The sequence below is a fragment of the Cellulosimicrobium sp. 4261 genome (assembly GCF_040546915.1).
In the GTDB taxonomy this organism is placed as follows: domain Bacteria; phylum Actinomycetota; class Actinomycetes; order Actinomycetales; family Cellulomonadaceae; genus Cellulosimicrobium; species Cellulosimicrobium cinnabarinum.
Genome location: NZ_JBEPOQ010000014.1, coordinates 69,338 through 95,352 on the forward strand (window position 1 = coordinate 69,338; position 26,015 = coordinate 95,352).

The following is a 26,015-nucleotide window of genomic DNA, read 5'->3' on the forward strand; positions in this document are numbered from 1 at the left end:
GTTCTCCCTGGAGGGTGTGGTCAGGTCGCGGACGGCCGCGGACGGTCCGCGACCGTGGCGAGCAGGTCGTAGTGGGCGGCGTCGATCGTGGCGGGGTCCGTGCGCGGCGGGACGGCGTCGAGCGCGAACGGGCGCCACCGCTCGGCCGTGCCGGCCACGGTCGCGCCCTCGAGCACGGCCACCGCCTGGACGCAGGCCCCGCGCGCCGTCGCCTCCGGGGCGGCACGGCGGACGACGGGACGTCCGAGCGCGTCGGCGAGGACCTGCCGGTACGCGAGCGAGCGCGCGCCGCCGCCGTTGACGACGACCTCGCCGCTCGTGTCGACGCCCGCGCGCTCCAGCGCCCGGGCGGCCCCGACGAGCCCCGCCACGACGCCCTCGTACGCGGCGAGCGCCACGTCCTCCCGGGTCGTCTCGCCGGTGATGCCGCCGAGCACGCCGGTCGCGCCCGGTCGCCGCGGGGTGCGCTCGCCGTCGAGGTAGGCGACGAGCGTCGGGCGCTGCGCCCGGACGGGCGCCGCGAGGGCCAGGCGCTCGAGGGTCGCGTGGTCGACGTCGAGGAGCCGCGCGAACGTGTCGGTGACCTTGGCGGCGTTGAGGGTGCAGGCCAGGGGCAGGTACCCGCCGGTCGCGTCGCACACGGAGTCGACCGTGCCGAGGGGGTCGACGACGGACGTGCGGCGCGGGCTCAGGACGACGCCCGAGGTCCCGAGCGAGACGCCGAGGTCGCCCTCGGCGAGCCCGAGCCCGACGGCGGCGAGGTGCTGGTCCCCTCCGCCCGGCCCCACCACGACGCCCGGCCCGAGCCCGAGCTCCGCCGCGACGTGCGGGCGCACCGTCCCGGCCGGGGTGTCCGGCCCGAGGACGGTCGGCAGCACGTCGGCCCAGCCGACCTCGGACGAGACGAAGCGCTCCAGGAGCTCGGGTCGCCACTCGCCCCGGTGGACGTCGAGGTAGCCCGTCCCGGCGGCGTCGGACCGGTCGGTGACCGCCTCCCCGGTGAGCCGGTACGTGAGGTAGTCGTGAGGCACGAGCACGTGCGCGACGCGGTCGAGGAGCGCGGGTTCGGTCGTCGCCACGTGGGCGAGCTTCATGATCGTGAGCGCCGACGACGGCGCCATGCCGACGTCCTGCATCCACCGCTCGAGGCCGTACTCGTGGGCGATCCGCGCCGCCTCCGGGCCCGCCGTCGTGTCGTTCCACAGGGGGGCGGTCGCCAAGGGCTCGCCGTCCCGGCCCAGGAGCACGAGACCGTGGCACTGGGCGCCGACGGCGAGCGCGACCACCTGCCGCGCGTCGGCGTCGGCGTCGCGCAGGGCACCGGAGAACGCCGCGCGGAACGCCGCCCACCACGTGCGCGGGTCCTGTCTGCTGACCGGGGGCGCGGTCCGCGGGTGGGGGGCCGAGGCGGTCCCCACGAGCGCGCCGTCGTCCCGGCGACGCAGCTCGACGGTGCAGGACTGGGTCGACGAGTCGACCCCTGCGACAAGGTCCATGTCTACTTCCAGTAGGGCTCGAGGGGAGGCAGCTCCTGGGGCGCCTCGTCGATCTTGCCGACCGCCCCGGAGGGGTGCGAGTGCAGGACGTTCGCCCACGAGTACCCGCGCATCCGCATGAGGACCACGGCGAGCGCGTCGCCCCACGCCGCCGTCACGAGGGTCGAGCCCATCGCGATGACCTCGCCGGGGTCGATCCCGGGGATCATCGTCAGCTCGACCACGACGTCCGCGTTCCGGGCGAGGCGCGACGAGGCGTCCGCCGTGACCGCCACGACGGTGTCGACGCCGCGCTCCTTGGCCCGCACGACGAGGTCGTTGATCTCGTCGCTCCCTCCGCCCCGCGAGATCGCGACGAGGATGTCGCCCGGCGCCATCGCGCCCATCGTGCCGTGGAGCGCGTCCGCCCCCGAGATGAACACCGACGGGGTGCCGGACACCGAGAGCAGGTGCGCCATGCGGCGCGCGACCGCGCCGGAGGTGCCCGCCCCGGTCACGAAGACCTTGCCCGTGCACTCGTACACCCGCTGGACCACGTCCAGGAACACGTCGTCCAGGTCCGTCGCGCTCGCGGCGACTCCCTGCGCCTCGTGCGCGACGACGGCCCGGGCGGTCTCCAGCACGGCGGCCCGGCGTCGCGTCGTGATCTCGGGGATGGTCATGGGTGCTCCTCGTCCAGGGGTGTTCGGTGCGGTCACGCGGCGCTCCACGCCGCGTGCCGCAGGTCCACGGAGGACAGGTCGCCGGCCGCGACGACGTCGCCGTCGCACCGGCCCTCCGTGAGGGTGACGACGTCGTCGGCGAGCTCGAGGATCTCCTCCTCCTCGCTGGACACGACGACGACCGTGAGGCCGTCGTCGTGCGCGAGCGAGCGCAGGAGCCGGTGGATCTCGGTCTTGACGCCGATGTCGACGCCCTTCGTGGGCTCGTCGAGCAGCAGCACGCGGGGAGCCTGCGCGAGGACGCGTGCGAGCAGCACCTTCTGCTGGTTGCCGCCGGACAGGCGCTCGACGGGGCCCTCGCGGTCGCCGCGGACCTGCATGCGGTCCATGAGGGCCGTCGCCTCGCGGCGCATGCGCCGCTTGTCCAGCAGGCCGAGCCGGCGGTAGCGGTCGAGGACGGGGAGCACGACGTTGGTCGTCGCGTCCAGCCCCCCGACGATGCCGTCGACCTTGCGCTCCTCCGTGAGGTAGACGAGGCCGCGGCGCTGGGCGTCGGCGGGGGCGGCGGGACGGTACGGCGCGCCGTCGAGCTCGATGCTCCCCGCGAGGACCTTGTCCAGCCCGACGAGCGTGCGCAGCAGCTCGGTGCGCCCGGCGCCGATGAGCCCGTAGACCCCGAGCACGCGGCCCGGGTAGGCCTCCAGGCTGACGTCGGCGAGCGCGGGCGTGCGCAGGTTCCGCACGACGAGCGACGGCCGGGCGCCCGCGTCCAGCGGGACGACGTCGGTGCGCTGCGCCGCCTCCGTGACGCCACCCGTCGAGGCGACGGCCTCGTCCCCCGCGATCGCGTGCACGACCGCCTGCCGGTCGACGGTGGCGGCCGGGCCGGAGATGCGGACCTCCCCGTCGACGAGAGCGACGACGTGGTCGGCGACGGCGTACAGCTCGTCGAGCTTGTGGTCGACGAGCAGGATCCCCAGGCCCTCGGTGCGGGCCAGGTCGCGCACGGTCTCGAGGAACCGCTCGACCTGCCCGCCCTCGAGGCTCGTCGTCGGCTCGTCGAGCAGCAGGTAGCGCGCGTCGCGCGCCACGGCCACCGCGACCTCGAGGAGCTGGCGGGTCGCGACGGGGTAGGCGCCGAGCTTGCGGTCGACGTCCACCGCGAGGCCGAACCGGTCCGCGAGCGCGCGGGACTGCTCGCGCATGACGCGCCGGTCGAGCGCTCCCCCGCGCGTCAGCTCGCGGCCGAGGAACACGTTCTGCGTGACGGTGAGGTTCGGCAGGAGCGAGAGCTCCTGGTAGACGGTCGAGATCCCCGCGTCGAGCGCGGCGGTCGGGGAGCCCTGGGGCAGCGCCTGGCCGTCGACGGTCACCGTGCCCTCGTCGGCGGGGTGCGCCCCCGCGAGGACGCGGAGCAGGGTCGACTTCCCGGCGCCGTTGTGACCCACGAGCCCGGTCACGGTGCCCGCCGCGAGCGTCAGGTCGATGCCCTGGAGCACCCGCACGTGCGAGAAGCTCTTGACGATCCCGCTGGCCCGCAGGGCGCCGCCCCCGGCGGCGCCCCGCGGGACCGACGTCGTGACGTCGGTCATGTCAGCCGACCTCCCCCGGCGCAGGGGTCTCGCCGACGGTGAACGCCTTGAGCGGCAGGAGGATCTCCGGCTCGACGTCCTCGCCGTCGACGTACGCGCGGATCTGCTCGGTCACCTGCGTGCCGTAGCTCTCCGGCTCCTGCGCGACGCAGCCGCGGTACACCTCGGTGAGCGGCTCCTCGGACGCGCAGAACCCGTAGAGCGCGACGTCGGTGCGGTTGCCCAGGGCCTGCAGCGCCCCGTACACGGCCGGTCCGGTCGAGGCCCAGATGACGTTGACGTCCTGGTTGCCCTGGAGCATCTCGCCCGTGACGCGCAGCGAGTCGTCGGGCTTGACGTTGCCGTCGACCTTGGCGACGACCTCCGCGTTCGGGTTGGCCGACACCGCGTCGGTGAAGCCCTCGTCGCGGATGACGACCGGGCGCTCGTCGGGCTCGGTGATGAAGCCGATGCTGAGCGCGGCGTCCGCGCCGAGGTCCGCGAGGACCTGCTCGCCCATGGCCCGCCCGCCCGCCTCGTTGTCCGCGCCGAGGTACTGGACGATCGTCGCCCCCTGGGCGGCCAGGGCGTCCTCGTCGACGATGACGTTCACCGTGAACACCGGGACGCCCGCGTCGTTCGCCGCCTTGACGATCCCGGCGGCGGGCTCCGACTTCACCGGGTTGAGCGCGAGGGCGCAGGGGTCCTTCTGCAGCATGGCCTCGACCTGGGCGAGCTGCTGGGCGTCGTCGTCGTTCGCGACCTGGACCTCGACGTCGAACCCGTTGGCGGCACCGCCGTCCTCGAAGCCCTTCTTCATCGCCACGTAGTACGGGTTGGTGAGGTTCGGCAGGCTGACCGCGACGTATGGGTCGTCCCCGTCGCAGGACGCGGGCAGCGTGGTCTCGGCCTGGTCGGTCGAGCCGCTCCCGCCCGTGCTCCCCGTCCCCGTGCCGGTGTCGACGGCGGAGCAGGCGCCCGTGAGGGCGAGGGCGGTCACGGCGAGGGCCGAGAGGATGGTCGTGCGTCGCATGGAACTCTCCTTCGAGCGGTGGGTCAGGACGTGGCGCGCGAGGCGCGGCGTGGTGAGAGGAGCTGGAGCAGGAGCCTGCCCCTGCCTCCGGTGGTCGAGAGCGAGCGGCGGTAGGTGTCGAGGCTGACGCCGGCGAGGATGATCACGCCGATGACGAGGGGCTGCCAGAAGCTGTCCACGCCGACGACGTTCATGCCGTTCGAGACGGTCGCGATGAGGACCGCGCCGAGCAGGGCGCCCCCGATCGAGCCGACCCCGCCGAACAGGCTCACCCCGCCGACCACGGCGGCGGCGATCGAGTAGAACAGCTCGTTGCCCGATCCCGCGGACGGGTAGCCGACCATGAGGCGCGAGGTCGTCACGACGCCCGCGAGCGCGGCGCACAGGCCGGAGACCGCGTAGACGAAGAGCGTCGTGCGCCCGGTGTGGATGCCCGCCAGGCGCGCCGTCTCCTTGTTGCCGCCGAGCGCGTAGATGTGGACGCCGGTGCTCGTGCGCGCCAGGAGGACGCTGAAGACGACGGCGACGAACGCCACCACGAGGATCGGCGTCGGGATCCCGAAGACGCTGCCGCGGCCGAGGAACGCGAACATCGGGTCCCGCACCGTGACCGACGCCGCCCCCGTGAGGATCATCGGGATGCTGCCGGCGATGCCGAACATCGAGAACGTCGCGATGAACGGGGGAAGCCGGAGGTAGTGCACGAAGACGCCGTTGACCAGGCCCACGACGACGCCGACGGCGAGCGCGAGGAGGGTGGCGGCCCACCACGGGAGGCCGGCCTGCATCCCCAGGGCGGCCGCCATGCCCGTGAGGGCCAGGTTGGACCCCGTCGAGAGGTCGATGCCCCCGGTGAGGAGCACGAAGGTCTGGCCCAGGGCGAGCAGCGCGACCACCGCACCGTTCAGGAGCAGCACCTCGAAGTTCCCGGCGGTGCGGAAGTTCGGGGACAGCAGGCTCATCACCACCACCACGAGGATCAAGATCCCCGCGATCCCGACCTCGTCGGGGACGCGTCGTCGCGACATGTACTTCTCGCCTCCTTGCGGGTGCTCATATGAGCACGCGATTGCTCGTATGGCGATACTATGGAGCAGCGGGCAGAGCGGGCAACACGCCCCGATCACGGATCGATAACATGTGTGCAACTGGACGCTCAGATGAGCAAGAATGAGGGACATGACGGACTTCTCACGCCACGAGCTCGCGCACGTGGCACGCCGCTACTACGTGGACTCGGCCTCCAAGGTCGAGATCGCGGAGGAGCTCGCGATCTCCCGCTTCAAGGTCGCCCGCATGCTGGAGCAGGCCCTCGCCACCGGGATCGTGACGATCACCGTCGACGACGCCGGCGTCGTCGACCCCACCCTCTCGGCACGCCTGCGCACGCACCTCGGCCTCGACGAGTGCCTCGTCGTCCAGGGGCGCGAGACGATCGCCGAGCTCCGCGAGGACGTCGGCGCCGCCGCCGCGGAGCTCCTCACCCGGTCGCTGCGCCCCGGGAACACCCTCGGCTTCGCGTGGGGGCGCACGCTCACGGCGATGACAGAGCGTCTCACCGCGCTGCCCCCGGTCACCGTCGTGCAGCTCACCGGTGCGGTCGGCTCCGACCTGTCCGACTCCCCCGTCGAGGTGATCCGTCGCGTCTCGCTGCGCTCCGGCGGGGACGCCCACGCGATCTTCGCGCCCCTGGTCGTCGAGGACGCCGCCACCGCCGCCACGCTGCGCCGCCAGCCCGACATCGCCCGCGCGCTCTCGCTGTTCGACCGGGTCGACGTCGCCGTCGTGGCGATCGGCTCGTGGGACCCGCCGATCTCCCAGCTCCGCGAGGTCCTCGGGCGCGACGAGCGGGACGACCTCACGGCACGCGGGGTCCGCGCCGAGATCGCGGGCATCCTCCTCACCGCCGAGGGCGACCTCGTGCCCGACTTCGCCGAGCGGTGCCTGTCGATCTCCGCACGCCAGCTCGCGCGGGTGCCCCAGGTGATCGCCGTCGCCGCCGAGCACGAGAAGGCTGCCGCCGTGCACGCGGTGACCCGGTCCGGCCTCGTCTCCGCGCTCGTCACCGAGCAGCGGTGCGCCGAGGCCCTGCTCGAGCTCCCGCCCGTCACGCGCGGTGCCGGGCGATGAGCGCGGCCCGCACCCGCGTCGCGGCGTCCTTCTGGTCGACGCCGCGTGACCGCGTCGCCGCCGAGGCCGACCGGCTGGCCCGCGCCGGGCTCCGCGCCGTCCACTGGGACCACACCGACGGGCGCTTCGCCGCGGCGGGAGGTTTCACCGCGGCAGAGGCGGCGGAGGTGACGGCCGGCAGCGGGCTCGCCGCCGAGGCGCACCTCATGGTCGAGGAGCCGCTCCGCGAGGTCGACCGCTGGGCCGACTTCTGCGAGCTCGTCGTCGTGCACGCCGGGACGCGCGACTGGCGTGCCGCCCTCGACCGGGTCCGCGCCCGGGGCGCTCGCGCCGGGGTCGCGCTCTCGCCCGGTACCGGCGTGCCGTCCGTCGAGCCCGGGACGGACGTCCTCGTCATGTCGATCACGCCCGGCGAGGCCGGCTCGGCGTTCCAGGTCGACGCGCTCACCACCGTCCAGCAGGTCGTCGGCGCGGGTCACGACGTCGGCCTGGACGGCGGCGTCACGCGCGAGATCGCTCCCCGCGCGCTCGACGCCGGGGCCACCTGGCTCGTGTCCGGCACCGACCTCGTCGCGAGCGAGGACCCGCGGGGCTGGCTGTCGGCGGCACGCGCGACGGGGACCGCCCGTCAGGACTGCCGCGACGGGTCCCGATGACCGCCGCGCGCCCGGGTCGCCGGAGCGTCCCGCTGGCGCAGGTCGCGGCCGACGCCGGGGTGTCCGTCCCCACGGTGTCGAAGGTGCTCAACGCGCGCCCGGACGTCTCGGCGGCGACGCGCGAACGCGTCGCGGGCGTGCTGCGCCGGCACGGCTACGAGATCCGGCCCCCCACGTCCCGGCGGACCGGGCTCGTCGACGTCCGCATCGTCGACTTCGAGGGGCCGTGGTCCGAGGCGGTCGTGCGCGGCGCGGTCGCCGAGGCGCGGCGCCTCGGGCTCGACGTCGTGCTGTCCGTCGAGCTGGACCCCGACGACTGCGGCGCGTGGGTCCGGCACGCGCTCGCGCGGGGCACGGACGGTCTCGTGAGCGTCGTCGCCGTGCCCGACGCCGAGGCGCGCGCCGCCCTCGCCACGGCCGGGGTGCCGCTCGTCGTCGTCGACCCGCGCCGCCGTCCGCCCGAGGACGTGCTCAGCGTCGGCGCGGCCAACTTCCAGGGCGCGCTGGAGGCGACGGCGCACCTGCTCGCCCTGGGGCACCGGCGGATCGCGACGATCACGGGCGTCCCCGAGCAGGACAACGCGCTCGCCCGCCTCGCGGGCTACCGCGCCGCGCTCATCCAGGCGGACGTACCCGTCGACGACGACCTCGTGCGCCTCAGCACCTACGGGGTCGCCGCCGGCTACGAGGAGACGCAGCGGCTGCTCGCCCTCGACGACCCCCCGACGGCGGTCTTCGCGTGCAGCGACGACACCGCGCTCGGTGCGCTGCGGGCGCTCCGCGAGGCGGGGCGGTCCGTGCCGGACGACGTCTCGCTCGTCGGGTTCGACGACCTGCCCGTCGCGCCCTGGACCGACCCCCCGCTCACCACGGTGCGCCAGCCGCTCGTCGAGATGGGCGCCTCGGCCGTCGCGCTCGTGCACCGGGCGCGCACCGCGAGCGGCCGCACGCTGCGCACCGAGCTCGCGACGAGCCTCGTCGTGCGCGCGTCGACCGCCGCGCCGCGCGCCTGACGCGCGCGGCGCGGCGGTCGGCCGCGGTGCGGGGCGGTCAGCCGCAGGAGACCCCCGCGTAGCGGTAGGGCAGCTCCTGGACGGTCGCGCCGTCGTCGGACGTGACCGTCACGGTCGCGGTGCCCGACGGGATCTCCGCCGTGCGCGCCGAGAACGCCCGGTACGTGCTGCGGTGCGGGGCGACGTCGTCGTACGACCGCGTCCCGTACGGGGTGGCGAGCTCCACGGTCGTGCGGCCGTCGGACGTGCTGGTGGCGCGCACCGCCACGGCCGCCCGGTTCCCCAGGCAGCGCGCCTCGACCTCGACGTCGGCGCCGACGCCGGGCGTGAGGTCGGCCGCCGCCGAGAACGTCTCCGCCTCCATGAGCGGGCGCAGCGCGTCCTCGAGCTGGTCGTCGACGAAGTAGTCCTTGAGGCGCGAGTCGTCGAGGACGTTGCCGATCGCGGCGACGATCATCGCCTGGTCGAGCGACAGGTAGCGCTCGGCGACCGTGCCCGAGCGGACCGCGACGGAGTCGTAGAACCCGCCCGGCCCGTACGCGCCGAGGTCGTCGGCAAGGTGGGCCAGGTTGTCGAGCACGCCCTCGGTGTCGTACGCGAGCCCGAGGAACGACGCGTGCGGCGTCACGACGCCGTCACCGAACTCCGGCGCGGGGTTCGTGGCCTCGCGGCAGCCCTCGAAGCCGAGGTCGACGTCGGTCTCGCCGTCGGACAGGTAGCCGTCGGAGCGCAGGCCGATCGCGTCGACGCCGTACTCCGCGTAGCCGCCGAAGGGGTTGCTCGCGGGCGAGAAGCCCCAGGCCCCGTAGCCGGCCTCGTCGAGACCGTGCTCCTTGTGCGCCCGGACGACGAGCGGGTGGTTGACGCCCCACGACGTCGGGCCCCACTCGGCCTCGGGGACGAGCATGTCCGGCATGAGCGCCTCGAACATCGAGCCGCCCCAGCCCGGCACGACCGCGAGGTCGCGGTAGCGGTACGCCCCCTCGAAGACCGGGACGCCCAGGTGCTCGCGCGTCTCGCCGATCGGCTTCTGCTCCTGCCACGACCAGTCGCACGTGTCCGGGAACGTGCGGTGGCTCGCGTAGTAGGCCTCCGGCGGCACCTCGCCCTCGGCGATGCCGAGGTAGGTCGCGATGCGCGTCTCCGAGACCGTCGTGTCGTAGTGGTGGCACGTGTAGTACACGTCCGTGCCCGTGCCGAGGTAGTCGCCGGCGACCGAGCACCCGGGCGGCTCCTCGTCCCAGAACCCGCCGCGCAGCAGCCCGACGCCGAGGTCCGGCCGCGCCTCCGCGTTGTAGAACGCGCCGAAGTGCATGCCGTCGTAGACGGCCAGCGCCTCGTCCGCGAGGCTCGGCTCCGCCTCCGCGACGACGCGCAGGCCCGCGGCCAGCCAGCCGTTGTCCACCGAGCTGAGGAACTGGTGCACCGGGTTGCCGTCGTCGGGCCACGTCTCCACCCGGTCGCCCGTCGCGGGGTCGTACCAGTTGTAGAACATGCCGCTCGCGTCGTGCCGGTCGAGCGACGCGACCGTGTCGATCGTCGTCGCGAGGCGGTCGCGCGCCTCGGCCTCGTCGAGCAGGCCCAGGTCGCGCGCCACGACGGTGGACCACAGCCAGCCGCCGATGTTCGTCGGCGACGTGTACGCACTGCTCGACGCCGGGTCCAGGTCACCCTCGATGTTGTCCGCGGGCAGGCCGGTCTCCTCGTCGGTCATGGCCTCCAACGAGGTATACGTGTCCTCCAGGTACGCCTCCAGCGTCGCGCGCTGCGCACCCGTCAGGGCAGGCTGCCCGACGGCGGGCGCCCCCTCCCCGGGGACGCTCTGCGCCGCGCGCGGGGCGTCGTCGGGTGCGACCGGGACGCTCTCGGCCGCGGCGGGGACGGCGAGGCCGGCCGCGAGCGCCAGCCCGCCGACGAGCCCGCCCGCGACGAGTCCCGTCGCCCCGCGTCGGCGCCGCGTTCCCTCGCACGCGCGGTCGGTCGATCCATCCATCAGGCACTCCTTCGTGTCGCGGCCCCGAAATTTCGGCCGAACTTTCCGAATGGGGGCCGAGAGAGTAGCCCGGTCGGCAGGGACGGTCAACGGGCCGGCGCCATCACCGCGGATCTCGTCAGCCGTTCGTGTCGTACCGGCTACGGCTGGCGTGCACCGCGTCCATGTTGTCCTGCGCCCAGGCCCTGAGCTCGCGCGTGGTCCGGTGGAGCGAGAGACCGAGATCGGTGAGCCTGTAGTCGACCGTGACGGGGACCGTCGGGGTCACGGTGCGCGTGAGCATCCCGTCGCGCTCGAGAGAGCGGAGGGTCTGGGTGAGCATCTTCTGGCTCACTCCCGCGATCAGGCGCGACAGCTCGGAGTAGCGCAGCGAGATCGGCTCCCCGTCGCCGCCGGGGCCGTCGCCGCCCAGGGCGCACAGAACCAGGACGACCCACTTGTCGGAGAGCCTGTCCAGGAGCTGACGGCTCGGGCAGGCGGCCAGGAACGCGTCGTAGGCGCTCCTGGCTCGGGCACGCCGTTCGGCTGCGGTCTGCGTCGCCATGGGTGTCGCCGTTCGTCGGGGAGGTAACGCACTTCGGAGTGCGTACTTCCTTGCGGAGAGCTGCTCTCTCATGCTCGTGCACGACGAGGTGGAGCACCAGCCTCATGAACCACGCACACGAGAGGCATGACGAGATGACCACGCACACGACCACGCTCCCCGGGGGGACCTGGGACCTCGGCGGACGCACCGTCACCCGCTTCGGGTACGGGGCGATGCAGCTCGCCGGACCCGGGGTGATGGGGCCGCCCACGGATCGGGACGGCGCGATCGCGGTACTGCGCGATGTCGTCGACCAAGGGATCACCCACATCGACACCAGCGGCGCCTACGGGCCGCGCGTGACCAACGAGCTGATCCGCGAGGCGCTGCATCCCTACCCGGAGTCGGTGCTGATCTCGACCAAGGTCGGGGCAGACCGCGACGCCGAGGGCGGCTGGCCCACCGCCCGCACGCCGGCTGACCTGCGCCGTCAGGTGAGAGAGAACCTCGAGTCCCTCGGCGTGGAGCACCTCGACCTGGTGAACCTGCGCATGGGCGATGCCCACGGGCCGCAGCCCGGTCCGATCACCGAGGCGATGGAGACGCTCGTCGAGCTCCAGCAGCAGGGGCTCGTCCGACGGCTCGGCGTCAGCAACGTCACCGCCGAGCAGGTCGCCGAAGCCCGTGCGGTCGCGCCGATCGTGTGCGTCCAGAACTTGTACAACCTCGCCCACCGCGGGGACGACCGGCTGATCGACGACCTCGCCGCGGACGGCGTCGCCTACGTCCCGTTCTTTCCCCTGGGAGGCTTCAGTCCCCTGCAGGCAGGCGCCCTCTCGGCCGTGGCAGCGCGACTGCACGCCACCCCGATGTCCGTCGCCCTCGCCTGGCTCGTGCGACGCTCGTCGAACATCCTCCTCATCCCCGGGACCTCCCGGGTGGCGCACCTGCGCGAGAACCTCGCCGGAGCGGCGCTGGCGCTCTCGACGGAGGACGTCGCCGAGCTCGACACCATCGGTCGCTGACTCCACGACCCGGCGGGCGCGCGCACCGCGCCCGCCGCTCGGACCTGCCGGGCACGCCCTGGGGAGGGGGTGGTGGAGGCCCTCGTCCGCGGACGACGACGCTGCGCGTCGAGCGGCCACGGCTCGGTTGTTCGTTTCCGTTCACGTTACCGGCGCTGTTGATTCTCCCCGGAACGACCTCTACTTTCGGACATGAACGAACGTTGTAGCACGTGAACAAACAGAAACGATCACCGGAGATCGTCACGTGCGAGCACCGAATGATCGAAGGAGATCCTCGTGCCCGTTGCTGCCGCCGGACCGATCGACGACCGACCACCGCGTCGCCGCCGGCGCCGCGCCCCCGCTCTCGCTACCGCGATCGCCCTCGCCCTCGCCCTCGGTGGCACGCTCAGCGTCGCCACCGGGCCCGCGACCGCCTCGCCCACGGTGACAGGTCCTCGCGCGGCGACCGCCCTGGGCGTCGTGACTGAGGCGGACCCGGCGGCGCCGTCAGCGACGACCGCCGTCGGCACGGTCCCCGCACCGGACGGCTCGGCGTGGCGCGACGCGGACGGCGAGACGATCAAGGCCCACGGCGGCTCGGTCGTCACGGTCGACGAGGCCGAGGTCGGTCTCGACATCACCGGCGACGGGACGACCGATCAGGAGGTCCACCTCTGGTACGGCGAGGACAAGACGAACGCCACGCGCCCCGTCGACGGCGTGCGCGGCTACTGGTCCACCGACCTCGTGACGTGGCACGACATGGGCCGCGTCCTGCCCAGCCACCAGCACTTCACGCTCCGCGTGGACGCCGCCGGGACGTCGGTCGAGGTGGACCCGGCCAAGCTGGACGCGCTCAAGGAGGTCGCGAACAAGACCGCGCCCGACGCCACGTCCACGCAGACGCAGATCGATGCCGCGAAGGACTTCGTCGCCCCCTACGTCGAGACGTGGGCCGACGAGGCCGCGGGCGTGGCCGCGACGTACGACGAGGCCGCGCTGTCGAACGCGTCGTACCGCCTCAACGGCAACGTCAACATCATGGAGCGTCCCAAGATGCTCTGGAACGCGAGGACGAAGAAGTTCGTCGTCATCTACCACGCGGACGGGCCGCTCGCGGACAACGCGGACCTCGTGCGCTGGGTCCGCGGAGGCGGCGACCCCACGAACCAGAACGTCGGATCGCGGTACTCGCGCGCCGAGATCGGCTTCGCGACGTCGGACACCCCGTGGGGCCCGTTCAAGCTCGTCAACACCACGAAGATGAACTGGGCGCCGGGCGTGCCGAACGCGGGCCGCGAGGGCGACTCGCGCGACATGACGATCTTCCAGGATGCGGGCGAGCACGCGGTCGACGCGGTCGCCGACGACGCCTACGCGGTCTACTCCTCCGAGATGAACAAGTGGATGTATGTCTCGCGGCTCAACGCCGAGTACACGGGGCCGCTCGAGACGGGCAGCGACGCCGTGCTCGGCCAGGACTTCTCGAACCGCGTGCTGCCGGACTTCTCGCGCGAGGCGTCGAGCGTCTTCAAGCACGACGGCTGGTACTACATGCTCACGTCCGGCACGGACGGTTGGGCGTCCACGCCCGTCGTCGCCTACCGGTCCCGGTCGATGATCACACCGACCGAGGCCGTCGTCGGGAACGGCGACCGCCACCCGGCGACGGGCCAGTGGGAGCGGCTCGGTAACCCGTGCGTCGGCGACCCGGCGCGCACCGGCGTCGGGAACGCCGACCCGGTGGAGTGCTTCGACTCCCAGCCGACGTTCGTCATCGCGCTCGACCAGGAGGCCGGCCGGTTCGCCTACATGGGCGACCGCTGGATCACCGAGCCCAACGGTTCCGCGGGCGAGCGGTCGCGCTACGTGTGGGCGCCCATCCAGGTGCGCGACGGCCAGGTCACGGTCGAGAACGTCGGCTCGTGGGACCCCGCGAACACGACGCTGTTCCACCCGCTCGAGCCTGTGGAGCCCTGGGAGTTCACCGCGCACGTCGACGAGCGCGACGCGTTCGACCCGACGTTCGACGTCACGGTCGACGGCACCCGCTACGACGGCCTCACCGCCGGCTGGAGCACGACGAGCCTCGACGCCGCGTTCGCCGCGAAGGGCACGCACGCGCTCGTCGGGCACGTCGCCGGCGACGGCCCGCTCGCGGGCCGCTACGTCACGGCGACCGTCGAGGTGGACGGCCCCGTCGACGTGTGCCGCGAGCCCGGCACGACGGTGAGCGCATCGTTCCACCAGACCGAGTGGGGCACGATGCCCGCCGCCCTCGCGTGCGACGGCAACCTCGCGACCGCGTGGTCCACGTGGGCCGGCGGCACGGGGAAGAAGGACCGCGTGACGTTCACCGTGGCCGCCGCGCAGCCGTGGTCGGTCGACGCCGTGCACCTCACCAACACCGAGGGCACGATCACGGGCGTCACGGTCGAGCACCGCGACGCGGACGGCACGTGGCTGCCCACGACCGCGAGCGCCGTCGGGCCGGGACCGAACGGGTCGCGCACCACGGTCTCGTTCGACGCGGTGACGACGGACGCGCTGCGCCTGACGTTCGACACGCCCGGGTCGTACCTGAAGATCAGCGAGCTGACGATCCCGGGCACCGCCCCCGCCACGGCGCCCGCCCTCGCGGTGAGCACGGACGCCGAGGTGCGCTGCCTCGCCGGCTCGGCGTACGTCGCGGTGCGCGCGACGAACGACGACACGGTGCCGGTCGACGTGACCCTCACGACGCCGTTCGGCTCCCGCACGGTCGCCGCCGTCGCGCCCGGGAAGAACGCGTACCAGTCGTTCGCCGCGCGCGCTCCGAGCACGGGCGCGCACGAGGTGAGCGTCACCGCGAGCGCCGTCGTCGACGGAGAGCGCGTCGACGCGCGGCACGACCTCACGACCTCTGCCGCGAGCTGCGGCTGAGCCTCACCGCGGGCCCGGGCCGGCGCACCGCGCCGGCCCGGCTCCGCGCCCGTCCCCCACGCGCCGCCGACGACGGCGGCAGGAAGGCAGACCCATGAGACTCCACGCACCGCCCGGCCGCGGGCGCGGGCGCACGGCGACGGCCGTGACGACCGCGCTCGCGCTCGCCGTCACCGGTCTCGCCGCCGCCGCCCCCGCGGCGTCCGCGCCGGACGCGCCCGCCGCCACCGCCGCGCTCCCCGCAGACCTGCCGGAGCTGCGCTTCGACGACCCCTCGATCGACTGGAAGCAGATCCTCGTCGACGGCGAGGACGTCGAGCGTCGCGCGGACGGCACGCCGTACAACGTGTTCGGCGGCTTCGGCTCCGTGTCGTGCAACAACACGGGCAACCTCCTGCTCGACTACAAGGAGGAGAACCCCGAGGCGTACTGGCGCATCATGCGCCTCATCTTCGACCCGGAGACGGGCGCCGGCCTCAAGCACATCAAGGTCGAGCTCGGCGCGGACAACAACACGTCCTCCGGCACCGAGCCCGCGACGAAGCGCAGCGCCGACGAGCCCGCCAACGTGCTGCGCGGCGCCGGGTTCCACTTCATCGCCGACGCGCTGTCGATCAACCCGGACATCGAGACCGAGGCCCTGCGCTGGGGCGAGCCCTCGTGGACGAAGACCGACCCCGACCTGCGCTACCAGTGGTACAAGGAGACGATCGACGCCGCGTACGACACGTACGGCGTCGAGCTCGACTACCTGTCCCCGTCGCAGAACGAGGTCGGCGGCAGCTTCCGCCAGGCGTCGATCGCGCCCGAGCTCGCCTGGGTGGTCGACTTCGCCGAGCGCCTCGAGGAGGACGCCGAGGCCGAGGACGCGCGCTACGACTACGGCAACATCAAGATCGTGGCGCTCGACACGTACCGCAACGTCGAGCCCGTCGCCGCGGCCATCCTCGCGAGCCCGGCCGTGCTCGAACAGGTCGACGCGATCGGCTACCACTACGACATCGCGGGCGGGCCGAACCTCACGCGGCTCAACAAGGAGCACGGCATGGAGGTGCTGTACTCCGAGGGTGTCGCCCCGATGATCGACCCCGAGTACCGCATCAACGCCGACCCGGCCCGTGGCGGTCTCGGCGGCACCGTGGGCGCCGTCGACATCGCCGACCGGTTCATCAACGCGTACCGCTGGAGCGGCGCGGGCGACGACCCGGCGCACATGACGTCGTTCCTCTTCCAGCCCGCGGTGAGCGCGATGTACGAGGGCACGCAGTACTCGCCCAAGCACCTGGTCCGCGCGTCCGACCCGTGGTCCGGGTACTACGAGGGCGGCGTCGGCGTCGCGCTCGTGCGCCACTTCCACCAGTTCGCCGAGACGGGCTGGGAGTACGTCGAGGGCGCCACGTACGGCGACGGGACGAAGGGCGACGGCGGCACGAACGTCGACACCTCGACCCGCACCTACATGACGCTGCGCACGCCCGCCGCGGACGGCGGCGAGCCCGACTACACGCAGGTGCACGCGAACAACACCAAGACCGCACGCCACTTCGAGGTCAAGGTCGCGAACCTCGGCGAGCCGCGTCCGCTCACCGTGTGGGAGACGCGCGGCCCCGACGCGGGCGAGGAGTACGACGCCAACTGGCTGCGGCCGACCGGCTACGTCGAGCCCGTGCGCACGGAGACGGTCGACGGCACCGAGTACGCGGTCTACCAGGTCGAGATCGCGCCGTACTCGATCCAGACGCTCTCGACGCTGCCGCTCGGCGTCGACGGCACGACGCAGGCCTACGACCGCACGGACTACGCCTCCCCGGCGCAGGACACGGTGCTCGGGCTGCCGTACACGGACGACTTCGAGTACGCCGACTACCCGGCAGCCGACGTCAACGGCACGTCGATGGGCTACGTCGAGCGCCGCGGCGGCTCTCCACGGTACACGGCCGACCAGAACGGCGCGTTCGAGGTCGAGGAGCGCGAGGGCGAGCGCGGCAACGTGCTCGTGCAGAAGATCCACGCCGAGAACCGCGGGTTCACGTGGGACGTCTGGGGCAGCCACGCGCAGGACCGCCCGTCCACCGCTCCCCCGGCCACCGTGCTGGGCGACCACTCGTGGGCGAACTACACGGCGTCGGTCGACTTCCGCCTCGACACCCAGGTGCGCGACGCGTCGCTCGCGAACTTCGCGGGCCTCGGCGTGCGCCAGCTCCTGCCCACGGGCGAGGACCTCGCGACCTACGCCGTGCGCGTGCACGCCGACGGGTCGTGGCAGCTGCGCAAGCTCGGCACCGCGGTCGCGTCCGGGACCATCGCCGGGTTCGACCCCGACGCCTGGCACGCGCTGTCCGTCGAGGCCCGCGACACCGTCATCACCGTGACGCTCGACGGCGAGCCGCTCGCGCGGTACGTCGACGCGAGCACCAACCCGGTCCTCACGGGCCGCGTGTCCCTCGTCAGCGGCTACTACAACACCGAGTACGACGACCTGGCGATCACCCCGATCGAGGGCCAGGCGTGGGAGTCGGCGAAGATCGACGACGCGGACTCGCGCATCTCCTACCCCGACGGCTTCTCGTTCACGCAGGCCGGATACGCGCACCTCAACCGCACGCAGCACGTGCTGTCCACGGGACGCTCGGCCGTCTTCGAGGTCGAGGGCACCGGGTTCAACCTCTTCGGCGCGACCGGCGCCGCGACGCTCGACGTCGCGGTCGACGAGGAGCCGGTGCGCACGGTGGACGTCGGATCGACCGGCGACCGCCAGACGTCGTACTGGCAGCGCGGGCTCGACGGGTCGACGACGCACACCGTGACCGTCACGGTACGCAGCGGCACGTTCACGCTCGACGGCGTCGACGTGCTCGTCGGTGGCGGAGACCCGGTCGTCACCGACCCGGAGACCACGCCGGTCACCGTCGCGACGCCCGTCGCGCGTCTCGCGACCGCGGTCGGCGAGAAGCCGGAGCTGCCGGCCACCGTCCGCGCGACGTCGCAGGCCGGCACGACGATCGACGCCCCCGTCGAGTGGTTCGTCCCCGCGGGCGCGTTCGACACGCCGTACGCGATGGCGACCGTCACCGGGACCTTCGTCGACAACGAGTCGCTCGCCGTCTCCGCCCAGGTCGAGGTCGTGCCGGACGGCGTCCAGTACTTCGTCGACGCCAACGCCCCCGCGGTCCCCGCGTCCTCGGCGTTCGGTGCCGTGCAAGGCCACGTCGAGGCCGGCGGCGCCACGTTGCGCAACGCCGAGGCCGACGCCGCGTGGTCGGCCGACCGCGGCTGGGGCCGGGTCGCGAGCTACTCCGCGAAGGGCCTGCTCAACCAGACCCCGTACGACAAGACGCGCGAGACCGGCTGGTACACCTCGGGTGCGAGCACGCCCCTGCAGTACCGGTTCACGCTCCCCGCAGGCACGTACACCGTGTCCTCGGGCCACACCGAGTGGTGGAACGTCGGCAGCGGCAAGGCCCGGAACATGCAGACCTCGGTCTCGTGGACCGAGACCGACGGCCAGGCCGTCACCGTGCCCGTGGGCAAGGTCGCGTTCCCCCACGGCAGCCTCGGGCGCTCTCAGGTGCTCTCGGGCGAGTTCACGCTCACCGAGGAGACCGTCGTCACGTACTCCGTGGCGAACGACGGCGGCACCGAGGCACCGGTCCTCTCCTGGGTCGCCGTCGCGGGCGAGGAGGACGACCTCGGGGTCGCCACGACCGCGGTCGTCGAGACGCGCTGCCTCGCGGGCAAGCCGTACCTCGCGGTGCGCGTGACGAACGACGACGACGTCGCGCTGGACGTCGACGTCGAGACCGCCTACGGGTCGAAGTCGTTCACGGACGTCGCACCCGGCAAGAGCGCGTACCAGTCGTTCGCCGTGCGGACGACGCCCGCCGAGGGCACCGTGACCGTGACCGCCCGCACGGCAGGCGGCGACGACCGCGAGAGCGTCGAGGAGGTCGCCCACCCGGCGCCCGCCTGCTGAACCTGCCTCCGGCCCCCGCGGGGGCCCGGCACGGACCCCGTCCGATGCGGCTCACCCCTCGCACCCCCGCGGTGCGGGGGGTGAGCCGTCTCACGGGTCTGCGGCCGGAGCGGGTCGGGCGGTCGCGGTCGTCCTTCAGCCGCGCGGCGTGACCGGTCCGGTCGACTCCCGCACGACGAGCTTCGGGCTGATCGCGATCCGGTGGACGGGACGCGACGGGTCGGCGAGACGCTTCGCGAGCAGGTCGACGGCGGCGTGCCCGACGGCGGCGCGCGGTGGGCGCACCGCCGTGAGGGCCGGGCTGAAGAGCCCGGCGACCTCGTCGTCGTACGCGACGACGGACAGGTCGCCCGGGACCGCCAGGCCGCGGTCCTGCGCGTTCTGCACGATCGCGAACGCCTCGGGGTCCGAGTGCGCGAGCAGCGCCGTCGTGCCGGACGCGACGGCCGTGTCGACGACCTCCGCGATCGCCTGGGCGAACTCGGGGCGGTGGCGGTCCGGGGCCAACCGCTCGAAGTGCTCCTCCGACGACAGGCCGAGGTCCGCGCACGCCGCGCGCCATCCGGCCGCGATCTTGCGCGACGTCGGGGACTGCCGAGAGATGACGAGCCCGACGCGCCGGTGCCCGAGGTCGGCGAGGTGGTGCACCGCCATGAGCGCCCCGAGCGCGTGGTCGGAGACGACGGACTCGAGCGCCTCGCGGTGCGGGGCGAGCGCAGCCTCGCGCTCGACGAGCACGGAGGGGACCTCGGTCCGCGCGAGCCACTGCACGAGCTCCTGCGCGTGCGGGCTGTCCGTGCGGGGCGCGAGGACGAGGCCGCGCAGGTTCTCCGCCGCGACGAGACGCTCGAGCGCGGGACGTTCGTCGGCCGCCTCGTAGGACGACCCCCGCAGCACGACGCGCAGGCCGTGCCGACGCGCCTCGGCCTCCATGCCGCGCACCACGCCCGGCCAGTAGTAGTCGAGCGACGGCACGAGCACCCCGATCGTCGCGGTCGGCTTGCGCTCGGGCGCGTCCTCCTTGCCGTCGACCGGCACCGCGCCGCCGTGCACGCGGGCCAGCAGCCCTTCGCGCTCGAGCTGGGCGATGTCGCGGCGGACGGTCACGGCGGTCACGCCCAGCTCGTCCGTCAGGTCCGCGACACGGACGACGCCGTCGCGCTCGAGCGACGCGAGCAGGTGCGCCCGTCGCTCCGCGGCGAGCGGTGCCCGCTGCACATCCTCGGTGGTCACGGTGCCCCCTCCTGGGTGTCCCCGGCGGCGTCGGTGCCGTCGGTCGGGTCGATGATGCCGCTCGCCGCGTCCTGCGCGGGAGTCCTGCGCGCCGCGGTCCCCGGCGTGTCGTCCTGCGCGACGACGAGCCGCAGGCTCTCGCGCCCGGTCACGTCGAGCGCGAGGCGCGTCAGGCGCTCGCCCCAGACGCCGCCGAGCATCGGGTCGTCGAGCACCCGCACGGTCTCCTCGACGGGGACGTCCGCCGGCCAGCGCACGACGACCGGCGTCGCGCCGTCGAGCGGCACGACGCGCGCCGCGCCCGGCGAGGTCGTCACGTCACCCGCGAGCACGAGGTGCACGACGGCGGCGGCGGGCGCGGCCGCGCCGAGGTCCCACGCGTCGTCGACGACGACGCGGGCCGGGCCGCCGGAGCGCTCGAGCCGCGCGGCCCGGCGCCACGACCCGAGCCCTCCGACCGGGTACGCGCCCGCGAGGTCGAGCGACAGCTCGCCGTCGCCCGCGACGACGTCGCGCGCGGCGAACCCGGCACCTGCCTCCTGCGGCGTGCCCGCGACCTCCGGCACGTTGTGCCACGAGCTCTGCATGGTCCAGATCGCGTAGCGGTCGGGGCCGAACGTCTGGGCCGTGTACGTGGGCCGACCCGCGTCGACGAGGACGGGCACACCGTCTGACGCGACGACGAACGACCCGACGTCGTTGTGGTTGTGGTGCTCACCGTTGTGCCCGCCCTTGACCGCGAGCGTGAGACCGCGGGCGCTGCCGACCTCCTCGCGGGCGAGGAGCACCTGCGTCGAGGGGAGCCACACGTCGCGCGGCAGGGGTGCCGCGCCGGGCTCGGCGGCGAGCCACTCGTCGTCGGTCAGGGCACGCAGGAGGCGCGCGAGGCCTGCGGTCTCGTCCGCGACGGGCGCGCCCGGCACGCGGTAGGACGCGGCGTGGCGCCGCGCGTCCTCGTCGCCGACCCTCCGCGCGGCCCGGTGCAGCGCGTGCCACGGCTGCTCGGCCGGCGGGCGCGCACGCCCGTCGGCGAGGTCGAGGTACCAGTCGCCGCCGAGGTGCATGCGGTGGGGGAACGCGACCGTCGCGCGCAGCGCCGGCACGGGCGCGGCGGGGTCGAGCGCGTCGAGGGCACCTCCCGTCGCGTGCGCGAGCACGTCCAGCGCCTCCAGCGCGCGGCACGCCCCGTTCCACCAGTACTCGTAGCCCTCGTCGATCGCGCCGTCGTCCGGCAGGACCGCGACGTAGCGGTCCAGCCCTTCGATCGCGAGGTCCACGACGTGCGCGCGCAGCCCGGCGTCGGAAGGGTCGTCGAGCAGGCGCAGCGCGGCGACGAGCACGTTGCCGTGGATCCAGGGGTTCCAGTTGTGCACGTCGCCGTCGAGCCCGATCCAGTGCCAGTCTCGCCGCTCGAGGAACGGCTCGACGACGCGCCGGCGGGCCTCGGCGCGCACGCGGGCGCGCAGGCCCGGGTAGCGCGCGTCGAGCAGGTCTCCGAGCACGTGGTCGGCCCACGCGAGCTGGCCGACGACCTCGCCCGCCCCCAGGTCCAGGTACGGACGGTCCAGGTCGGGCACGACCCAGCCGCGCGTCGCCCACGCGTCGTCGTGCGCGGGCCAGCACCAGGAGGACTGCTCGCACAGGGCCCAGACGCCGTCGGCGACCTCGTCGACCCAGGCGTCCTCGCACGTGACCGCCGCCGCGACGACGGCGCGCGACAACCGCTGCTGCCGGGAGTGCACGAGCTCCTCGTGGGCGGTCCGGTCGCCGTCGCGGTGCAGGCGCGCGGCGGTGCTCGCCGACGGCAGCGGCCACGGCGTCCCGAGGTCGACCCGTGCGCGCGCGAGCACCGCCGCGACCGTCTCGCGGTCGACGCGCCCCTCCTCCGGGGACCACACCGAGCGGTCGGACGCGGGCGGGACGGGCAGGGCGCACGCGGGGTCGGCGAGCAGGGACGCGAGCGAGGCGGCGCGCTCGACGGGGTCGCCCGTCCGGGCGGCGAAGGTCGCGGCGAGCGGGCCGGTGAAGGGCGTGGGCATCTCTCTCCGTCGAGGTGGTGGCACCGGACCCCGGGACTCCCGGCGTCCTCGCAGGTGAGTGCCGGACGAGGTGGCGTGTCCTGCGCATCACGAGCGCTATAACGATCAGAACCGATCATAACAGAATCGACACGCGCTTGACAGCGTCCGTTTGTGAACGATTGACTCCGAACATGTTCGGTGAGTGATCGCACAACGTGAGTCGCGTCACCGACCCTGCACAGCCGCCGCGCACGGAGGCGCGGAGCACGACGGAGGACACGATGACGTTCGAGAGCACGCGGTCGCAGCCGACCGCGCCGCTCGCCACGAGCCCCCTCACCGGGTGGGACCGTGCGCGCTGGGCGGCGTTCGGCGACCACCTGCTCGCGTCCGTCCTCCCCTACGCCTCACCGGGCCACGCCCGCATCACGCTGCCCGGCCCCGAGGGCGGGTACGGGCGCGCGGTCGACGGCCTCGAGGGCTTCGCCCGCACGTTCCTGCTCGCGGGGTTCCGCCTCGCCGGCGAGCGCGGCGCCGACCCGCACGGGTACGCCGAGTGGTACGCCCAGGGTCTCGCCGCCGGCTCCGACCCGCACGCCCCCGACCGGTGGCTGCGCCTGTCCGAGCACGCGCAGGCCAAGGTCGAGGCCGCCTCGCTCGCCCTCGTGCTCGACCTCACGCGCGAGTGGGTCTGGGACGGCCTGTCGCCGCTCGTGCAGGAGCAGCTCGTCGACTACCTCGCCGAGGCCGTCGGCGACGACACCTACCCGCGCATCAACTGGGTGTGGTTCCGGCTCGTCGTGCAGTCGTTCCTGCGCTCCGTGGGCGGCCCGCACTCGCTCGACGAGATGACCGAGGACCTCGCGACGCACGACACGTTCGTCCGGGCCGACGCCTGGCTCGCGGACGGCGACGAGCGGTCCTACGACCACTACAACGGGTGGGCCCTGCACCTGTACCCCACGCTGTGGGCACGCATGCGCGGCGCGCAGGACCTCGCCGCCCCGCGCCGCGAGCGCGACGTGCAGCTCCTCGACCGCTTCCTCGACGACGCGCTCGCGCTCGTCGGCGCCGACGGGTCGCCGCTCCTGCAGGGCCGCTCCCTCACCTACCGGTTCGCCGCCGCCGCCCCGTTCTGGGTCGGCGCGATCGCTGACGTGCCCTCGCACTCCCTCGGGCTGCTGCGCCGGGCCGCGTCGGGCGTCGTCGACCACTTCGTGCGCCACGGCGCCCCCGACGACCGCGGCCTGCTCACCCAGGGCTGGCACCACGAGTGGGCGCCGATCTCGCAGTCGTACACCGGTCCCGGGTCGCCCTACTGGGCGAGCAAGGGCCTGCTCGGGCTCGCGCTGCCGGCCGACCACCCCGTCTGGACAGCACCCGAGGAGCCGCTGCCGGTCGAGCGCGGCGACGTGCTGCGCGCCGTGGCAGCCCCGGGCTGGCTCGTGAGCGGGACGCGCGCCGACGGCGTCGTGCGCGTCGTCAACCACGGCACCGACCACGCCCGCGAGGGCGACCGCGTCGGCGACTCCCCGCTCTACGCACGACTCGCCTACTCGACCGCGACCGCGCCCTGGTCGGACCCCGCGAGCCGGGTCTCGCCCGTCGACCAGAGCGTCACGCTCGTCGATGCCCGCGGCCGGGCCACGCACCGCACCGGCTGGCGCGTGCTCGGCACGCGCGTCGAGTCCCGCGCGGACCAGGAGCCCGTCGGCGTGTCCGGCTCCGTGGCGCGCGCGCACTGGCTGGACGCCGACACGGACGGGCGCGACCACGGCTCCGGGCTGCCCGGCACCGCGACCGATGCGGGCACCCTCACGGTCGTCTCGCTCGTGCGCGGCCCCTGGGAGGTCCGGCTCGTGCGCGTCGACGAGCTCGCGGACGGCGTCGACGCCGCCGCCCTGCACCTGCGCGTCGGCGGCTGGCCCGTCGTCCCCGGCGACGGCCTCGTCGCCGAGCTCGCGGTGCTCGGGGAGGGAACCGCCGCGACCGGGCGCGAGCGGCGCACCGGCGCCTCGCCGCTCGGCGAGGAGTCCGCGGTCGACGTCGTCGACCTGCCCGTCGAGCCCGGGCGCTGGCGCGCGGTGCTCCTCACCCTCGCGGGACCGCCCCGCGACACCTACCCCTCGGTACCGCGCCGCACGATGCCGGCACCCGAGCTCGCGGCGGCAGGCCGAGCTGTCGTCGTGCACTGGCCGGACGGCGAACGCACCCTCACCGACCTGCCCTGACCCACCCCGAACGACCCCGACCCGGCGACAGGAGCCGGGCGGGACCAGGCCCGACGTCGGGCCGCCGAACTCGAAGGAGAGCAAGGGATGAAGCGCACCACCCCGATCGCGATCGGCGCCACCGCCGCGATCGCCCTGACCCTGACGGCCTGCGGCGGGGGGACCGGCGGCGGCGAGGAGACCACCGCCGACGGTCCCGTCACCCTCACGCTCGCCGGGTGGAGCCTCGACTCCACGCCCGAGTTCCAGACGCTGGCCGACGCCTACCACGAGGCCAACCCCGAGGTGACCGTCGAGGTCGTCGAGTACCCCGCGGGCAACGACTACGCCACGGCGATGACCGCCGACCTCGCCGCGGGGACCGCTCCTGACGTGTACGTCCTGAAGAACCTCAAGGACTTCGTGACGTACTCGAACGGCCAGCAGCTCCTCGACGTCTCCGACGTCGTGGGCGAGCTCGACCCGGCGACCGGCGGTCTCGACCAGTACGAGGCCGAGGACGGCAAGTCGTACGCCGTGCCGTACCGCCAGGACTCCTGGGTCCTGTACTACGACAAGGACCTCTTCGCGCAGGCGGGCGTCGCCGAACCCGACGGCTCGTGGACGTGGGAGGACTACGGCACGGCCGCGCAGGACATCACCGAGGCGCTCTCCGCGGACGGCGTCAAGGGCACGTACCTGCACAACTGGCAGTCGACGGTCCAGGGCTTCGCCCTGGCCCAGGGCGAGGACGCGGACCTCCTCTCGGGCGACTACGCGTACCTCGCGCCCTTCTACGAGCGCGCGCTCGCGCTCCAGGACGCCGGCGCGCAGGCCGACTTCGGCACGATCACGACGAACACCCTGACCTACCAGGGCGAGTTCGGCCTCCAGAAGGCCGCCATGCTGCCCATGGGCACGTGGTACACCGCGACCCTCATCGCGCAGCAGGCGTCGGGCGAGGCCAACGACTTCGAGTGGGGCATCGCGCCGATCCCGCAGGCCGACGCCTCGACGACCGGCACCGACAGCACGCCGGTGACGTTCGGCGACCCGACCGGCCTCGGCATCAACCCCAAGACCGACGAGGCGAAGATCGGCGCTGCGAAGGACTTCCTCCGGTTCGCCGCCGGCGAGGAGGGCGCGAACGCGCTCGCCGAGATCGGCATCACCCCGGCGCTCACCAACGACACCGTCACCGAGACGTTCTTCGCGCTCGAGGGCGTGCCCGGCGACGACCTGTCGAAGTTCGCGTTCTCGACGCACGACACGCGCCCCGAGAACCCGGTGGCGGCCCAGACGGCCATCGTCCAGAACATCCTCAACGACCTCCACTCGGCCGTGATGTCCGGCTCGACCGCCGTCGACGCCGCGATCGAGGAGGCCGGGAAGCGGGCCCAGAGCGAGGCCGGCCTCAGCTGACGCCGACCGTGGTGGGCCCGCCCCCCCGCCCCGCCCCCCCCCCCCCCCCCCCCCCCACCACCACCCCCCCCCCCCCCCCCGCGCCCCCCCCCCGCCCCCCCCGCGCCCCCCGCGCCGCCCCCGCCCGCCCCCCCCCCCCCCCCC

At 73.9% G+C, this 26,015-nt stretch carries 17 protein-coding genes; 8 read left to right on the forward strand and 9 right to left on the reverse strand.

Annotated elements, in window-relative coordinates; all coding sequences use genetic code 11:
• Positions 1-20: 20 nt before the first annotated feature.
• Genes ABIE39_RS15690 through ABIE39_RS15710 form a run of 5 tightly spaced genes read right to left on the reverse strand, consistent with a single transcriptional unit; the run spans position 21 to position 5,790 of the window.
• Positions 21-1,496, reverse strand: a complete 1,476-nt coding sequence (locus ABIE39_RS15690; protein ID WP_354052470.1) for an FGGY family carbohydrate kinase — start codon at positions 1,494-1,496, stop codon at positions 21-23.
• A gap of 2 nt (positions 1,497-1,498) precedes the next feature.
• Complete coding sequence (locus ABIE39_RS15695) at positions 1,499-2,158, reverse strand: KpsF/GutQ family sugar-phosphate isomerase (RefSeq protein WP_074803937.1); 660 nt, start codon at positions 2,156-2,158, stop codon at positions 1,499-1,501.
• Positions 2,159-2,190: 32 nt separating this feature from the next.
• Positions 2,191-3,750: a sugar ABC transporter ATP-binding protein gene (locus tag ABIE39_RS15700; protein ID WP_354052472.1), complete on the reverse strand. Its 1,560-nt coding sequence runs from the start codon at positions 3,748-3,750 to the stop codon at positions 2,191-2,193.
• A 1-nt stretch (position 3,751) separates the two neighbouring features.
• A complete protein-coding gene (locus ABIE39_RS15705) occupies positions 3,752-4,762 on the reverse strand; it encodes a substrate-binding domain-containing protein (RefSeq protein WP_074803940.1) in 1,011 nt (336 codons plus the stop codon).
• Positions 4,763-4,785: 23 nt separating this feature from the next.
• Entirely contained in the window at positions 4,786-5,790 is a 1,005-nt protein-coding gene (locus ABIE39_RS15710) for an ABC transporter permease (protein WP_354052474.1), read from the reverse strand.
• A gap of 151 nt (positions 5,791-5,941) precedes the next feature.
• On the opposite strand from ABIE39_RS15710, the gene ABIE39_RS15715 reads away from it, so the two are divergent.
• From ABIE39_RS15715 to ABIE39_RS15725, 3 genes are read left to right on the forward strand one after another with little or no spacing between them, the layout of a single operon-like run.
• Complete coding sequence (locus ABIE39_RS15715) at positions 5,942-6,892, forward strand: sugar-binding transcriptional regulator (RefSeq protein WP_167405690.1); 951 nt, start codon at positions 5,942-5,944, stop codon at positions 6,890-6,892.
• Positions 6,889-7,548 carry a hypothetical protein gene (locus tag ABIE39_RS15720; RefSeq protein ID WP_175009456.1) on the forward strand — a complete coding sequence of 220 codons (660 nt, stop codon included), beginning with the start codon at positions 6,889-6,891 and terminating at the stop codon, positions 7,546-7,548. Before ABIE39_RS15715 ends, ABIE39_RS15720 begins: the two co-directional genes overlap by 4 nt.
• A complete protein-coding gene (locus tag ABIE39_RS15725; protein WP_354052477.1) occupies positions 7,545-8,561 on the forward strand; it encodes a LacI family DNA-binding transcriptional regulator in 1,017 nt (338 codons plus the stop codon). Before ABIE39_RS15720 ends, ABIE39_RS15725 begins: the two co-directional genes overlap by 4 nt.
• Before the next feature lie 37 nt (positions 8,562-8,598).
• On the opposite strand, the gene ABIE39_RS15730 is transcribed toward ABIE39_RS15725, so the two are convergent.
• Both ABIE39_RS15730 and ABIE39_RS15735 read right to left on the reverse strand, forming a co-directional pair.
• Positions 8,599-10,554 carry a glucoamylase family protein gene (locus ABIE39_RS15730; protein WP_354052479.1) on the reverse strand — a complete coding sequence of 652 codons (1,956 nt, stop codon included), beginning with the start codon at positions 10,552-10,554 and terminating at the stop codon, positions 8,599-8,601.
• A 118-nt stretch (positions 10,555-10,672) separates the two neighbouring features.
• A complete protein-coding gene (locus ABIE39_RS15735) occupies positions 10,673-11,098 on the reverse strand; it encodes a winged helix-turn-helix transcriptional regulator (RefSeq protein WP_354052481.1) in 426 nt (141 codons plus the stop codon).
• A 134-nt stretch (positions 11,099-11,232) separates the two neighbouring features.
• Here ABIE39_RS15735 and ABIE39_RS15740 point away from each other — a divergent pair, with 134 nt between their 5' ends.
• From ABIE39_RS15740 to ABIE39_RS15750, 3 genes are all read left to right on the forward strand, one after another.
• A complete protein-coding gene (locus ABIE39_RS15740; protein WP_175009452.1) occupies positions 11,233-12,105 on the forward strand; it encodes an oxidoreductase in 873 nt (290 codons plus the stop codon).
• Between the two features lie 465 nt (positions 12,106-12,570).
• A complete protein-coding gene (locus ABIE39_RS15745) occupies positions 12,571-15,012 on the forward strand; it encodes a glycoside hydrolase family 43 protein (RefSeq protein WP_354052483.1) in 2,442 nt (813 codons plus the stop codon).
• A 94-nt stretch (positions 15,013-15,106) separates the two neighbouring features.
• On the forward strand, positions 15,107-18,985 hold the full coding sequence (locus ABIE39_RS15750) for a hypothetical protein (RefSeq protein WP_354052485.1): 3,879 nt from the start codon (positions 15,107-15,109) through the stop codon (positions 18,983-18,985).
• Between the two features lie 135 nt (positions 18,986-19,120).
• Here the strand turns inward: ABIE39_RS15750 and ABIE39_RS15755 are convergent, their stop codons facing one another.
• The gene (locus ABIE39_RS15755; RefSeq protein ID WP_255437310.1) at positions 19,121-20,218 is read right to left on the reverse strand and encodes a substrate-binding domain-containing protein; all 1,098 of its coding nucleotides are present in this window, start codon (positions 20,216-20,218) and stop codon (positions 19,121-19,123) included.
• Positions 20,215-22,257, reverse strand: coding sequence for a heparinase II/III domain-containing protein (locus ABIE39_RS15760; protein WP_209829307.1), 2,043 nt, complete (start codon positions 22,255-22,257; stop codon positions 20,215-20,217). Before ABIE39_RS15760 ends, ABIE39_RS15755 begins: the two co-directional genes overlap by 4 nt.
• A 263-nt stretch (positions 22,258-22,520) precedes the next feature.
• Between ABIE39_RS15760 and ABIE39_RS15765 the strand changes: the two genes are divergently transcribed.
• Complete coding sequence (locus tag ABIE39_RS15765) at positions 22,521-24,470, forward strand: DUF2264 domain-containing protein (RefSeq protein ID WP_354052488.1); 1,950 nt, start codon at positions 22,521-22,523, stop codon at positions 24,468-24,470.
• An 87-nt stretch (positions 24,471-24,557) separates the two neighbouring features.
• A complete protein-coding gene (locus ABIE39_RS15770) occupies positions 24,558-25,871 on the forward strand; it encodes an ABC transporter substrate-binding protein (RefSeq protein WP_209829309.1) in 1,314 nt (437 codons plus the stop codon).
• Positions 25,872-26,015: the final 144 nt, after the last annotated feature.